The organism is Granulicella aggregans (genome assembly GCF_025685565.1).
GTDB classification, from domain to species: Bacteria; Acidobacteriota; Terriglobia; order Terriglobales; family Acidobacteriaceae; genus Edaphobacter; species Edaphobacter aggregans_B.
In genome coordinates this window covers 527,836-541,162 of sequence record NZ_JAGSYE010000003.1, presented here as the reverse complement: position 1 = coordinate 541,162, position 13,327 = coordinate 527,836, and the positions used below count along the sequence as shown (strand labels likewise).

Below are 13,327 nucleotides of genomic sequence, written 5' to 3'. Positions count from 1 at the left end.
TTGAGTAAAGAAAATGTCTGAATTTCTATTTGAGATTGGTCTTGAAGAAGTTCCCGCCCGGATGATCGCGTCTGCGGAAGCCGAGCTTGCGCGCCGTGTGACTGCGCTGCTCGAACGTGAGCGCTTGACCGCCGCTGGTGCCGTGGTGAAGAGTTATTCGACGCCTCGCCGGCTTGCGGTGCTGGCGTCGCACGTTGCGGCGAAGCAGGAGGATCTGGCCGAAGAGATGCTTGGTCCTTCGGCGAAGATCGCCTACAAAGACGGTGTAGCAACCCCGGCTGCGGTGGCCTTCGCAAAGAAGGCTGGAGTTGCGGTCGAGGCATTGAAGACGGTCGAGACGCCGAAGGGCGAGTACCTTGCTGCGACCTCGCTAAAGCCCGGACGCACGGCGGCGGAGGTGATCGCCGAAGGGCTGCCGAAGGAGCTTGCGGGCATCTATTGGGCGAAGAACATGTACTGGCGGCCGGGCAAGCCGGAACGATTCGTGCGGCCGGTGCGCTGGATGGTGGCGCTCCTCGATGGTGCGATTGTGCCGGTGGAGTTTGCTGGGTATACGGCGGCCAATGTGACGTATGGCCATCGTGTGCTGGCGGGAGCGGACGCGATCCCGCTTGCGGCTCCGGCGCACTATTTAGGAACTCTGGAGAAGGCTTTCGTCCTCGCAGATGTCGAGGCGCGCCGGCACAAGATTCGTAAGGCGCTCGACCATGTCTGCCGCACACTGCCGGACACACGCTGGCGCGAAGATCACGAACTGGTCGATAAGATGACCCACCTGACCGAGTGGCCTAGCGTCATCGCGGGCAGCTTCGATCCCGAGTACCTGACGCTGCCGGAGGAAGTTCTGGTCACCGTGATGCGTGACCACCAGAACTACTTCGCTGTTGAGTCGGCAGACGGTAAGCTGGCACCTCACTTTCTCGCTGTGTTGAATACGGTCGCGACCGCTGAAGGCGAGGCGGTCATCCGGCATGGCAATGAGCGCGTGCTGCGGGCGCGGTTCAACGATGCAAGGTTCTTCTGGGAGTTTGATCAGCGTGTGCCGCTCGTGGAACGGGTTGAGCTGCTGAAGAACGTCACTTTCCAGAAGGATCTTGGTAGCTACGCCGCAAAGACGGATCGCGTTGTCGCTCTATGCGGTCGTCTGGCGACGATGCTAACGTCTCGTGGCGTTGACTTGAACTACAACGGTCTCAAGGATGCCGCCTCGCTTGCGAAGACCGACCTGACCACGGATCTGGTGAAGGAGTTCACCGAGCTGCAGGGAATCGTTGGCGGGCTCTATGCGAAGGCGCAGGGCTTCTCCCAGGCGACAAGCGATGCGATCTACGATCAGTACCGGCCGGTGTCGATGGACGCCCCTGTGCCCCGGACGGTTGAGGGCAGCGTGCTCGCGATCGCGGATAAAGCAGATTCGATCGCGGGTATGTTCGGGCTAGGGCTGGATCCTACGGGATCGAAGGACCCATTTGCGCTAAGACGGGCAGCGAATGGGATCGTCAAGATCCTGGCGGAGAGTGGGTTGCCGCTTACGCTATCAGAAGTGGCTGCCGCTACCGGTGCGGAGGCAGCGGTCGTCGAGAAGATTGTGGCTTTCTTTGCGGAGCGGTTGGAGTTTTATCTGCGCGAGGCGCGGGGACAGGCTTACGACGTCGTCGCAGCGGTATTAGCGGTTGGGGCGGTTGATGTGCGAGACGTTATTGCTCGCTCTGAGGCGCTGACGGCGGTGCGTGGTAGAGAGGATTTTCTTGCGGTGAGCGAGGCGTTCAAGAGGATGAATAATATCTTGGATCAAGCGAAAGAGAAGGGTTACAGCACAAAAGTAGGTATCCGCCTTCAGACGGTTCCGGCAGAAGACGATCTGAAGAACGCATCTACGCTGGTCGGCGATCGACTTCTCCAATTCATAGGGCAGCGAGATTACGTTCCTGCATTTCAACTGATTTCGACGTTGCGGCCCCAGGTCGACCAATACTTTGAATCTGTAATGGTCATGGATCCTGATCCAGACGTCAGAAGCAGCCGCTTATTCATACTTGATCTGATCGTCAACGATATTCGTAAAATCGCGGACTTATCCAAGATCGTGGTCGCGGGATAACTTCCTCAAGCGATAGTTTACGTCCCACCCATCGCGTGGAGCAAAGGCGCGATGGATGGGGCACCCGGACATTCGCCGTCTGTTTAATTCACGCGCTGCAGCCTGTCGATCAGCTTCTGCACCAGAGGCTCGCCAGACTCCGTCCAGAGCAGGCGGCTGGAGATGCCGCAGTGGCGTTCTACCAGCAGGGTGAAGGCCAGCAGCATCTCAACGTTCTTCTGGATATAGGTTGCGGCAGCGTCGCTGTTTGCGGTAGAACTTCCAGCGGCTTCTAGCGCCTCGTCATCGAGGATCCACGGCGTATCGAGGCCGAAGTCGACGCGGATGTGGCCGTTCTGGTCGAAGCTGGCGTCGTCAAACTGGGGACCGAAGCCCATGATCCGGACAGTGGAGGGCTGTTCTTTCCAGACCGCTTCCAGGCCTTCGTCTGTGTCCTCGATCGTCGGTGACCAGAGGTTCCACTTCATCTCGAACTCGTAAGCCATGTCTTCGTGGAGTTGCTCGGTCGCCTCGGCGACGGCGCTCTCGATGCTGGACTCATCGCCCGTCTCGCTGCGGTCGTCGTTGACGTAGAGACGCTGGTAGGTGGGCGATTCGGTGAAGCCGAGCGGATAAGCGGAGGCGGCCGCGACACGCTTGTCACCGCTGACGGTGGCAAACTGGCGCAGCACGCCCGCCAGCGTCTCAGGAAGCGCGGAAAAACGGAAGTTTGGGAACCAGAGACTGAGGTAAAGCTGATCTGCCATTGTTCGATCCTAATCTTTTAACGCAGTCCTTTAGATGCGCGACAGTTCGTTAGGACGCTGGGTGCAAGCGTCGCGGTCGGGGGTGAGAAGATAGAAGCATAGCGATGCGCACCTCAGTAGAACGATTGCGAATAGGGTTGCTGGTGGGCGCGGGCCTGTTGGTTCTGGTGATCGCTGCGTTCCTGGGATACGCGCGCTATCGCGTGGGCCGCGTCATCGCGGACCTGCCGGGCAAGATGGGCGCGACGATTACCCGGGAAGCGAATGGGATTACGTTCTCGCAGTCCGATGGCAAGCGAACGATCTTCACCATTCACGCCGCCAAGGAGATGCAGCACAGCGATGGAAAGCTGACTTTGCACGACGTCAGCATGATCCTCTACGGCCATAGCGGCGACCGCGCGGACCGAATCTCCGGGGATGACTTCGAGTACGACACCAAGGCGCAAGTGGTTACTGCGATAGGCGTGGTGCATCTTGACCTCGACGCCTCGGCTCCCGCGGGCGATCCCAACAGCGACGCCCGGAAGCACCTCGCTGGGCCTTCCGAGTCGAAACACGACGACGCGCCGCTGGGCAGTCATGTGATTCATGTGAAGACCAGTGGCCTGGTCTACACCAAGCAGACCGGAGTTGCGACGACCGACCAGGCGCTGGAGTTTGCATTCGGCGGATACACGGGACATGCGGTTGGCGCGGAGTACAACTCGACGTCCGGTCACGTCGTACTGCAGTCGGCGGTCACCCTCAGTGGCTTGGATAAGGGCCGTCCCATAGCGTTGCAGTCCTCTCATGGAGAACTTGACCGGGTCGCTCGGAGAGCAGACTTCAAGGATGCGCGTTATAGCTCTGCGGGGCAGGTGGCGCAGGCCGATATGGCTCAGGTTCATCTCCGGGAGGACAACAGCGTCGAGCGGATCGACTGCATCAACAACGTGGCGCTTCAGGATGGCGTGCAAGGAAAAATGAGCTCCCAACGCGCCGAGATCTCACTTGACGCAACGAACAAGCCCAAGACTGCACTGCTCACTGGGGGCGCGACGTTCCATCAGGACGGGCCGCTGCGGACGGCGGATGGCGAGTCGGAGCGCGCGAACCTGGAGTTCGATGGGCAGGGACACCTGGATCATGTTGTGATGCAGGGACGCGTGAAGACCGTGGAAAGTGTGCGGACCTCGGCCGCAGGAACACTTGGCAGCACCTCGAGGGTGTTGACGAGCGATGCGCTCGAACTATGGCTGGCTTCTCTGGGCGAAGGCAAGCGACCGGAGGTCAGGGACGTAAAGGCGACTGGTTCCGTGCAGATGGCTACTCTCGAATCTTCGACTGCCGGAGCTGGAGGCCGGGTCGGCGCGGTTGCACGAAGCTTCCGGGGCGACCTGCTCACGGCGCATATGGTGCCGGTCAACGGAAGCCCGGAGATCTCTACGGTGCACGGCAGCGGGCACACGGTGATCGAGCAGAAGGGCGTCGACGGCATCCTTCAGAAGAGCACCGGCGATACGCTGGACGCGACGTTCCACCAGGTCGCAGGAGCTGGCGGGAAAACTATATCCGAGCTTGCGAGCGCGGTGCAGCAGGGTGGTGTTGCGATCGAGCGCACTGTTCCCTCGAAGGTTGCCGGAGCGGCTGCCGACGTGCAGCATGCTACGGCGCAGAAGGCCAGCTTCGATGCGGCGACGAATCACCTGACGCTTACGGGCGATGTCGCGATGAACGATCCAGGCCGGCAGATTCTGGCGGCGAAGGTGGTGATCGCCCAGGGATCGGGAGACGCGACGGCTGATGGTGGGGTGAAGGTGACCTATCAGCAGGCGGGATCGGCCGAACCGGCGCATGTGCTGGCAGCGCGGGCCGAGTTGACCCGTTCTGCGGGCAAAGCGATCTTTTATGGGCGCAGTTCATCGGGTGCGGGAGTTGCGCGCCTGTGGCAGGCCGGAACCGGTGGCCGGGGGGGATCACAGGTTGAAGCGCCTGTGCTGGTCTTCGAAGAGACAGGCGGGAATGAGAAAGACAAGTCGCACAGGGAGAGCCGCTTGACGGCGCGGGCGGAGACTGCGGGCGCTCAGGGTATGGTTCACGCGGTTCTTGCCGAAGGCAACGCCAGCAAGAGTCCAAAACCTGCAGCACAATCGGTTAAGGCTTCGAGCAACGGCGTGGCGCGGATCGTGAGTAGTGAGATGGTCTACTCGGACTTGGAGAGACGTGTGGACTTTACCGGCGGCGTCAGGATGGTCGATGGTACGGGCGAGGTGAAGGCGCAATCAGCCGTAGTCTATCTTGCCCCTGCAGCGCCGGCTTCCCAGTTGCCTTCCCAGACCGCCGCCGGCCATGCTGCCACTGCGGACGGACTGTTGGGAGGCAAGCTGGAACGGATCGTAGCGATCCACCAGATTGAGTTGACCCAGCCGGGTCGAAAGGCCACGGGAGAGCGTCTTATCTACACGGCGAGCGACCAGATGTTCGTGCTGACGGGAACTCCCTCCGCCCCGCCGCGGGTGGTGGATGCGGTGCAGGGCTCGACGACAGGAGCGGCACTGCGGTTTCATTCAGGGGACAATAACGTCGTGGTCTCCGGGGTGGATGGCGAAGCTCCGGCGCGCAAGGTGGAGACGGAGACGAGGGTGAAACAGTAGCGATGCGGAGACTGGTTACAGAAGAGATTGGCAAGTCCTACGGCGGGCGCGAGGTCGTACGCGGGGTAAGCCTGGAGATCCAGCAGGGCGAAGTGGTGGGCCTGCTGGGGCCGAACGGCGCGGGCAAGACGACGAGTTTCTACATGATCGTGGGGCTGGTGCGGCCGGACGCGGGACGGGTCCTTTGCGACGACAAGGACATCAGTAAACTGCCCATGTATCTGCGGGCGCGGAACTACGGCATAAGCTATCTGCCGCAGGAGCCGTCGATCTTTCGCAAGCTGACGGCCGAGGAGAATATCCTTGCCGTGCTGGAGGCGCAGCCGCTGAGCTGGGAGAGCCGCCGCATCCGCACCGATCGTCTGATCGAGCAGATGAACCTGGGCCACGTCCGCAAGACGCGTGGATATGCGCTGAGCGGAGGCGAGCGCAGGCGCGTCGAGATCGCCCGATGTCTCTGCATAGAGCCCGCGTTCATCCTGCTCGACGAGCCGTTCTCGGGTATCGACCCCATCGCTGTGCTGGACCTGCAGGAGATCATCTTCGGGCTGAAGAAGAGTGGCATCGGGGTGCTCATCACAGACCATAATGTCCGCGAGACGCTCTCGGTCACCGACCGGGCGTACATCATCGCAGAGGGCAAGATCTTCCGCACTGGAACTCCCGGCGAGCTAGGCCGTGACCCCGAGGTGAAGCGGATCTATCTGGGCGAGAGCTTTTCGATGGATTAGTAGCGGTATAAGCAAAACTTGTAAAGACAGCCGGGGCTTCCCATATCGGTTCCACAGCTTCGTTCTGCGGACAGGTTTCCGCCCCCGAGTGTAGACTGGGGCCAAGCCGGTAATTCAGATATCCGTCGAGAGGTTTAGAGGCCGCTGGCAAAGCGGTCGAAGACGGAAACCCCCTATCTGCCGGTCTTGATTCACTCCTGCGAGGGCCTTGATATAGTGCTGCAACCCAAGCTCAACCTGAAGGTCTCGCAGAGACAAGCGCTGACACCCGGCCTGGTACAGATGGTCAGTGTCCTGGCGCTGAACAAGCTTGAGCTGCGCGAGATGATCAACACCGAGATGATTGAAAATCCGGTGCTTGAGGAGCTTGAAGAGTCCGTCTCGACGCTCGAAGAGCGGTCTGGCCTCGAAGGCGACCGGGAGCGCTCTGCCGAAGAGGTCGCCGCCGAGAGTGAGCGAGTCGAAAAAGACCCGTTCGACGAGATCGACTTTGGAAGCTACTTTCAGGATTATCTCGACCCGGGCTTCAAGACAGCGTCGAACTTTGAAGAGTTCGACAAACCCTCGTTTGAGAACTTCCTCTCGCAGCCCAGTACCCTAACCGACCACCTGACCTGGCAGCTCGGCTCACTCTCGCTGACGCCCGCGGTTCGCGTCGCCGCGGACCTGATCATTGGTAACCTGAACGCGGACGGCTACCTCACGGCCAGCGACGAGGAGTTGATTGAGGCTCTTCGCCAGCCAGCGACGGCGGGACGGTTGGAGCCCATTCCCTTCGAGCGAGGGAAGAAGCTCTGGCAAGCGCCTGTCGAGGAGAAACTAGCGGAAGCGGGCACCGAAGCCCCGATGGTAGAAGACCTAGCAGTCGTGGAGAATGAAACGATTCAGCTCGCGGCCTCTGCTCCGCAACACACAGGAGGAGCGTACGACGCCCTCCACGCTGCGCTCGATGTCGTTCATCAGCTCGATCCGATCGGGGTAGGCGCGCGGGACCTTCGCGAGTGCCTGCTGCTGCAGATCGACGCGCAGCAACGCGAGGCAGGGATCACGCTGAAGCGTCGTGAGCGGTACGCCCGTCAGCAAATCTCGAACGAGAAGAACGGCTTCAACCTTGATGGGAGTGAAGAGCCGGTCCTCGATGCGGCTGTCTCCGCCGAACCTGGGACTGCGGCCGTCGCAAACGTCTTCGAGATCGCCCGTCACATCGTGGCCAACTGTCTCGCTCTGCTGCAGAAGAAGGACATGCGCGAGCTGACGCGAAGCTGCGGCGCTCCGGCTGACAAAGTGCAGGCGGCTGTCGACTTCATACGGACGCTTGACCCAAGGCCAGGGCAGCGCTACAACCATATCGAGACCCGGCTTATCGAGCCCGACGTCGCCTTCGTGAAGCGCGACGGCGAATACGTCGTGCTGATGAACGAAGAGGAGATGCCAACTCTCCGGCTGAACCAGGGTTACCGCAAGATGCTGCGGCAGAAGCAGACGGAGAAGGATGTTCGCGAGTACGTGAAGGAACGCTACAAGTCCGCGATTCAGCTTCTCCGGAATATCGAGCAGCGGAAGAACACGATTGTGCGGACTTGCGAAGTCATCGTGCGCCGCCAGGCGGAGTTCCTCGAGCACGGTGAATCCGCGCTTCGGCCGATGATGATCAAGGAGGTCGCCGAGGAGATCGGCGTCCATCCTTCCACCGTCAGCCGCGCCGTCGCCAACAAGTACGTGCATACCACGCAGGGCGTCTACGAGCTTCGCTTCTTCTTCTCCGAGGGCGTCAATGGGCCGGAGGGCGGCGACCTCCCATTGGTCCTGCTTAAGCGTAAGGTTAAAAAGCTGATCGAAGACGAGGACTCGCGCAAGCCCCTCACCGACGATCAGCTCGCGGCAGAGCTGCAACGCCAGGGCATCCAGGTCACCCGGCGCACGGTAGCGAAGTACCGCGAAGACATGCAGATTCCCAGCACGCACCAGAGGCGTGTACGTTAGCCTCGGGTACGGAGTAAAGTACGTTGGCGAGATGTTGATTTCGCGAGGTGAAGATGGACATCGAGTACACAGGTCGCCAGACCGTCGTAGGGAAGAAACTCAAGACACAATCTGAAGCAGGACTTGCCCGCATAGCCAAGCTGGTGGGGAGAACTGCGAGCGCCCACGTATTTTTGACAACCGATAAGTACCGGAGGATTGCTGAAGTCACGCTGAAGACGCGCAAGCAGAGTATGGTTGCGGCCTGCGAAGCGGAAGAGATGGAGGCCGCTTTGCACGATGCGCTGGCCAAGCTGGAGAAGCAGGCCATTCGCCACAACCAGAAGAAGACGTCGGAGAAGCGGCATCCGAAGGCTACGGCAAAAGACGCCGAGCTACAAGCCGAGCCAGGTGAGCCAGTGAAGGCGGTGCTGAAGAAGGCGTCTGTGAAGTCCGTCGCCGCGAAGAATGGCAACGGAGCGAACGGCAGCGTGCGCAAGGCGGTACCCATGGTGGTGCACTCCTTCCCGTCGCGCTCGCCGCTGGTTGAGCCGCACGTGGTGCGCTCGATCGACTCTTCCTCAATGCGGCCGATGTCGCTCGAAGAGGCGGTGAAGGAGGCTGCGTTCCGCGACAAAGACGTCTTCGTCTTCCGCGATCGCGATGGCCAGGTAATGGTGCTGCATCGCAAGCGCGACGGCAAGATGGAGTTGATCATCATCCCGTAGCCGCTAGCTTAACGTCGGAGCAGGAGCACTGCACCAAGGGTGTAACGCTCCTGCTCCGGTCGTGGATGCTACGATCTCTGCATGCAATCGAAGGCTCCGGGTAAGCCAGGAAAAGCTGCAAAGAAGATGGATGGCGCGAAGCCATCGCGAGGCCCGCGCAAAGCGGCAGCGAAAGGTGCGGTAACTCCACCTGCGTCCACCCCGGACCAGCTGGTCATTCTCACCGGCATGTCGGGGTCCGGCAAGCTTTCCGCGCTGAAGGCGTTCGAAGATCTCGGTTTCTACTCAGTCGATAACCTCCCTCTCGAACTGATTCCAAGGTTTGCGGATCTGGTGCATCAATCAGCCGCGATCGATCGCGCGGCGCTGGTTATCGATGTGCGCGAAGGCGCGAAGTTGAACAGCTTTCCATCTATTTTGAAGAAGGTTCGGAAGGTACTGGCGACGAAGGTCGTCTTTCTCGAGGCCACCGACGATGTGCTGGTGCGGCGCTTCTCCGAGACGCGCCGGCCGCATCCGATGGGCCGGGGCGCGGCAGCGGGCGAGACGGTGGTGAAGTCGCTGAAGGCTGAGCGCAAGCGGCTCGATCCGATCCGCAACGTCGCCGACATCACCATCGATACATCGCGCTTCAATGTGCATGAGCTGCGGGCGCACATCAACGCGCAGTTCCAGCGCGGAGACGCGGAGCACAACCTCACCATCTCTTCGATCAGCTTCGGCTTCAAGAACGGCGTACCCGCCGAGGCTGACCTCGTCTTCGATGTCCGCTTCCTCCCCAATCCTCACTTCATTCCGGAGTTCCGGCCTCTGACTGGCAAGCATCCGAAGGTGGAGAAGTATGTGCGGCAGTTTCCCCAGACGAAGGAGTTCCTGGACAAGACCACGGATATGCTGACCTTCCTTCTGCCGCACTACATCAAGGAAGGCAAGAGTTACCTGACCGTTGCCTTCGGTTGCACCGGTGGGCAGCATCGGTCTGTCTTCATCGCGGAAGAGATGAAGAAGCGGCTGGCGGGCGAAGGCTACCGCGTGAAGACGACGCATCGCGACATGCCGAGGTAGCTCCCCAAGATGATTGGTCTGCAGATCCGCGAAGCTGCCAGTGAAGACGTTGCCGCGATGCTGCGGCTCTACGCTGCTGGAGACTTTGCAACCAAAGATGCGTTCACCGTCGAAGAGGCTGTCTCCCATCTGCAGGCGATGCAACGGCAGCCTTCGATGCAGGTCTTCGTGGCATGCGACGGTGAAGCCGTCGTCGGTACTTATGAACTCTTCATCATGGACAATATGGCCAAGCGGGGCCGCAGGTCCGGCGTTGTAGAAGACGTAATGGTGCTGCCCGAGTATCGCGGACGCGGCGTGGGCCGCGCCATGATGCAGGATGCGATGGAGCGGTGCCGCAGAGCCGGATGCTACAAGCTGACACTGTCGAGCAATCTGTCACGGGAAGAAGCGCATCGGTTCTACGACGCCCTTGGCTTTACGCGGCATGGCTATAGTTTCGTGGTGGAGCTTGGTTAGGGCTCATTTTGAATTGACGGAGCGCGTTCGAACGGAGTCGCCACGCCGTAGAATTGACCAGATGGCAGTCACCGCACCCCCCCACGCATCGCGGCAAGGCAGGAGCGTATGAAGCGCATCTGGCGGCTTCTACTTTACGTGCGCCCTTACGCGCTTTATTCGCTGGCATCCGTATTGCTGATGGCGATGGTGGGCGCCATGTCGGCGTTTCGAATTCTTCTGGTCAAGCCCATCTTCGATCAGGTTTTAAGCCCCGATGCCCCTTACGCCGATGTGCTGAAGTTCCACGTGCCTTACTTCAACCGCGACTTCAGCCTGCGCTTCCTTGTGCCCAGCCACTTTCATAACTCGTGGGACATCGTCGCGTATGCGCTGGTGATGTCGGCGATCATCAAGTCGGTGTGCGACTACGCGGGCACGTACATGATCAACTACGCGGGCTTCGGCATGATCACCGACCTGCGCAACGATCTCTATAACGCCGTGCTGCGGCGCTCGGTAGGCTTCTTTCAGAAGCACACCACGGGGACGCTGCTCTCGACTCTGATCAACGACATCGAGCGCGTGCAGACCGCGATGTCCAGCGTCCTCGGCGAGTTCCTGCAGCAGACCTTCACGTTGATCTTCATGGTGGTCGCCGTCATCAGCCTGGGCGGCAAGATGGCCTGGATCCTGCTGCTCTTCATACCCGTCGTCATCTCGTCGGCGCGAAGGATCGGCAGACAAGTTCGAAGGACGACCCGCAAAGGACAAGACAAGCTGGCGGAGATTCAGAACATCCTGCACGAGACCATCACGGGCAACGGCATCGTGAAGGCCTTCGGCATGGAGCTGTGGGAGATGAACCGCTTCCGCCGCGCGGCGACACGACTCTTTCGGGCGAACCTGAAGTCGGTGTCGGTGCAGGCCATCAGCTCGCCGCTGATGGATGCGATTGGCTCGATCGCCATTGCGTTGCTGCTCTTCATCGGCAGGCGGCAGATCATCGCGCACCACATGAAGACGGGCGACTTTATTGCTTTCCTCTTTGCGACGTTTTCTTTGTACGATCCGGTCCGGAAGTTCGCCATGTTCTACAACTCGTTTCAGCAGGCACTCGGCGCGAGCGAAGACATCTTCAAGTTCATGGATGCGCAGGACGATGTTCGCGAGAAGAAGCGCGCATATAAACTTGAGGGCTTCAAAGGCAGCATTGCGTTCGAAGGCGTTGGCTTCGCGTACGAGAGCGAGGGAGAGATCAAGCAGGTGCTGCGCGGCATCGACCTGAAGGTGCAGCGCGGCGAGGTGCTCGCTCTGGTTGGGCCGAGTGGGGCAGGGAAGTCTTCGCTGGTGAACCTCATCCCGCGCTTCTTCGATGTGAACGAAGGCCGCATCGTGATCGATGGCCACGACCTGCGCGACGTGACGATTGAAAGCCTCCGGCGGCAGATCGGCAAGGTGACGCAGGAAGTGGTGCTCTTTAACGACACCGTCCGCAACAACATCGCGTACGGCCAGCCCGACGTCCCGCTAAGCAAGGTGGAAGAGGCAGCAAAGATGGCGCTGGCGCACGATTTTATTCTGCGTATGCCAAATGGCTACGACACGGTGATCGGTGAAAAAGGTGTGCGGCTGAGTGGCGGCGAGCGGCAGCGGCTTGCGATCGCACGGGCAATTTTGAAGAATGCGCCGATCCTTATTCTTGACGAGGCGACCTCCGCCCTCGATACCGAGAGCGAAGCCTTCGTGCAGGCTGCGCTCGCGAACCTGATGCAGGGGAGGACGGTGTTTGTGATTGCGCATCGGCTTTCGACGGTGCGAAACGCCACGCGGATCGCAGTGATGGAACAGGGCAGCATCACTGAGATTGGAACGCACGAGGAGCTGCTCGAACTGTCTGGGACCTATCGGCGGTTGCATGACCTGCAGTTCCGAACTGAGCCGGCGGATGAACTGGATGAGGCCATACCGGCCGAGGCGATTGAAGGGGCAGTATGAGTGTGATTCATTCGATGACGGGCTATGCGACGCGGCGTGTCGATGCCGAGGAACGGGTGAGCTTTACGATGTCGCTGAAGAGCGTCAACCATCGCTTCTTTGATCTACAGCTTCGCCTTCCACAGGGCTGCGATGTTCTCGAATCGCAGTTGCGCCGTGTGCTCAAGGAGCAGATTCATCGCGGCCACGTAGAGTTTTCGCTCACGCTGGAGAAGCAAACGCGCACTGGCCTCTACTTCAACGACGAGCAGATCGCCGCTTACATCGCAACGTTTCGTGAATGTGCGGAGCGGCACAATCTGCAGTCCGAGCCTGACCTGAACGAAGTCCTCCGCATGCCGGGCATGATGACAAGCACACAGAACAACTCGCGCGATGAGGCTGCGCTGCTTGAGGCGCCGGTGATGGAGGAACTGGCGGAGTTGATCGTCAGCTTTAACGCGGTGCGTGCGGACGAAGGTGCGGCTTTAGTCGCGGAGCTTCGGGCATCGATGTCTCGGCTAGATGCCGCTGCGGTCGAGGTAGCGGAACTTCGCGAGGGTGTACGTGCAGCGAACTACGAGCGGCTGCGGGCGCGCATTGCAGAGCTGACCGAAGGCCTGGGTGTGAGTGAAGACAGACTGCTTTCAGAGGCGGCGTTGATCGCGGACCGTAGCGATGTTGAGGAAGAGTTGGTGAGGCTGCGCACGCACGTCGCAAGCCTGCTGGCGATGCTTGACGAGGGGGGACCGGTAGGCAAGCGTCTGGATTTTCTCTTGCAGGAGTTGAACCGTGAGGCGAACACTCTCCTCTCAAAGACCAGCGGAGCGACAGCGCAGAACGGTCTCCGCATCACGGAACTTGGCCTTCAGATGAAGGTCGAGATCGAGCGCGCTCGTGAGCAGATTCAGAATCTCGAATAGCTGCCAGAGTCATAACTCCG

10 protein-coding genes are annotated in these 13,327 nt (G+C 60.3%); 9 read left to right on the top strand and 1 reads right to left on the bottom strand.

The genetic code is table 11. The features are described 5' to 3' along the window. The first annotated feature begins 13 nt into the window (after positions 1 to 13). The gene (glyS, locus tag OHL18_RS17485; protein WP_263376159.1) at positions 14 to 2,101 is read left to right on the top strand and encodes a glycine--tRNA ligase subunit beta; all 2,088 of its coding nucleotides are present in this window, start codon (positions 14 to 16) and stop codon (positions 2,099 to 2,101) included. Between the two features lie 83 nt (positions 2,102 to 2,184). Here glyS and OHL18_RS17480 read toward each other — a convergent pair whose 3' ends face one another. Then, positions 2,185 to 2,847: a hypothetical protein gene (locus OHL18_RS17480; RefSeq protein WP_263376158.1), complete on the bottom strand. Its 663-nt coding sequence runs from the start codon at positions 2,845 to 2,847 to the stop codon at positions 2,185 to 2,187. Between the two features lie 104 nt (positions 2,848 to 2,951). On the opposite strand from OHL18_RS17480, the gene OHL18_RS17475 reads away from it, so the two are divergent. The 8 genes from OHL18_RS17475 (at position 2,952) to OHL18_RS17440 (ending at position 13,307) form a co-directional block, all read left to right on the top strand. Next, positions 2,952 to 5,483: an LptA/OstA family protein gene (locus OHL18_RS17475; protein ID WP_263376157.1), complete on the top strand. Its 2,532-nt coding sequence runs from the start codon at positions 2,952 to 2,954 to the stop codon at positions 5,481 to 5,483. 2 nt (positions 5,484 to 5,485) lie between these two features. Further along, entirely contained in the window at positions 5,486 to 6,214 is a 729-nt protein-coding gene (gene lptB / locus OHL18_RS17470) for an LPS export ABC transporter ATP-binding protein (protein ID WP_263376156.1), read from the top strand. A 213-nt stretch (positions 6,215 to 6,427) separates the two neighbouring features. Beyond that, on the top strand, positions 6,428 to 8,197 hold the full coding sequence (rpoN, locus tag OHL18_RS17465) for an RNA polymerase factor sigma-54 (RefSeq protein ID WP_263376573.1): 1,770 nt from the start codon (positions 6,428 to 6,430) through the stop codon (positions 8,195 to 8,197). A 53-nt stretch (positions 8,198 to 8,250) separates the two neighbouring features. After that, entirely contained in the window at positions 8,251 to 8,904 is a 654-nt protein-coding gene (gene hpf, locus OHL18_RS17460) for a ribosome hibernation-promoting factor, HPF/YfiA family (RefSeq protein WP_263376155.1), read from the top strand. An 81-nt stretch (positions 8,905 to 8,985) separates the two neighbouring features. Then, positions 8,986 to 9,969 (top strand): RNase adapter RapZ, encoded by a 984-nt coding sequence (gene rapZ / locus OHL18_RS17455; RefSeq protein ID WP_263376154.1) that lies wholly within the window; start codon positions 8,986 to 8,988, stop codon positions 9,967 to 9,969. A 9-nt stretch (positions 9,970 to 9,978) separates the two neighbouring features. Next, a complete protein-coding gene (locus tag OHL18_RS17450; RefSeq protein ID WP_263376153.1) occupies positions 9,979 to 10,428 on the top strand; it encodes a GNAT family N-acetyltransferase in 450 nt (149 codons plus the stop codon). A gap of 108 nt (positions 10,429 to 10,536) precedes the next feature. Beyond that, entirely contained in the window at positions 10,537 to 12,405 is a 1,869-nt protein-coding gene (locus tag OHL18_RS17445; protein ID WP_263376152.1) for an ABC transporter ATP-binding protein, read from the top strand. Further along, positions 12,402 to 13,307: a YicC/YloC family endoribonuclease gene (locus tag OHL18_RS17440; RefSeq protein WP_263376151.1), complete on the top strand. Its 906-nt coding sequence runs from the start codon at positions 12,402 to 12,404 to the stop codon at positions 13,305 to 13,307. Before OHL18_RS17445 ends, OHL18_RS17440 begins: the two co-directional genes overlap by 4 nt. Positions 13,308 to 13,327 lie beyond the last annotated feature (20 nt).

What these genes read in the sequence shown, in the direction of transcription:
- lptB (WP_263376156.1), top strand. Translation starts at nt 5,486, where the DNA reads ATGCGGAGACTGGTTACAGAAGAGATTGGCAAGTCCTACGGCGGGCGC.
- OHL18_RS17450 (WP_263376153.1), top strand. Translation starts at nt 9,979, where the DNA reads ATGATTGGTCTGCAGATCCGCGAAGCTGCCAGTGAAGACGTTGCCGCG.
- glyS (WP_263376159.1), top strand. Translation starts at nt 14, where the DNA reads ATGTCTGAATTTCTATTTGAGATTGGTCTTGAAGAAGTTCCCGCCCGG.
- OHL18_RS17475 (WP_263376157.1), top strand. Translation starts at nt 2,952, where the DNA reads ATGCGCACCTCAGTAGAACGATTGCGAATAGGGTTGCTGGTGGGCGCG.
- OHL18_RS17440 (WP_263376151.1), top strand. Translation starts at nt 12,402, where the DNA reads ATGAGTGTGATTCATTCGATGACGGGCTATGCGACGCGGCGTGTCGAT.
- OHL18_RS17445 (WP_263376152.1), top strand. Translation starts at nt 10,537, where the DNA reads ATGAAGCGCATCTGGCGGCTTCTACTTTACGTGCGCCCTTACGCGCTT.
- hpf (WP_263376155.1), top strand. Translation starts at nt 8,251, where the DNA reads ATGGACATCGAGTACACAGGTCGCCAGACCGTCGTAGGGAAGAAACTC.
- OHL18_RS17480 (WP_263376158.1), bottom strand. Translation starts at nt 2,847, where the DNA reads ATGGCAGATCAGCTTTACCTCAGTCTCTGGTTCCCAAACTTCCGTTTT.
- rapZ (WP_263376154.1), top strand. Translation starts at nt 8,986, where the DNA reads ATGCAATCGAAGGCTCCGGGTAAGCCAGGAAAAGCTGCAAAGAAGATG.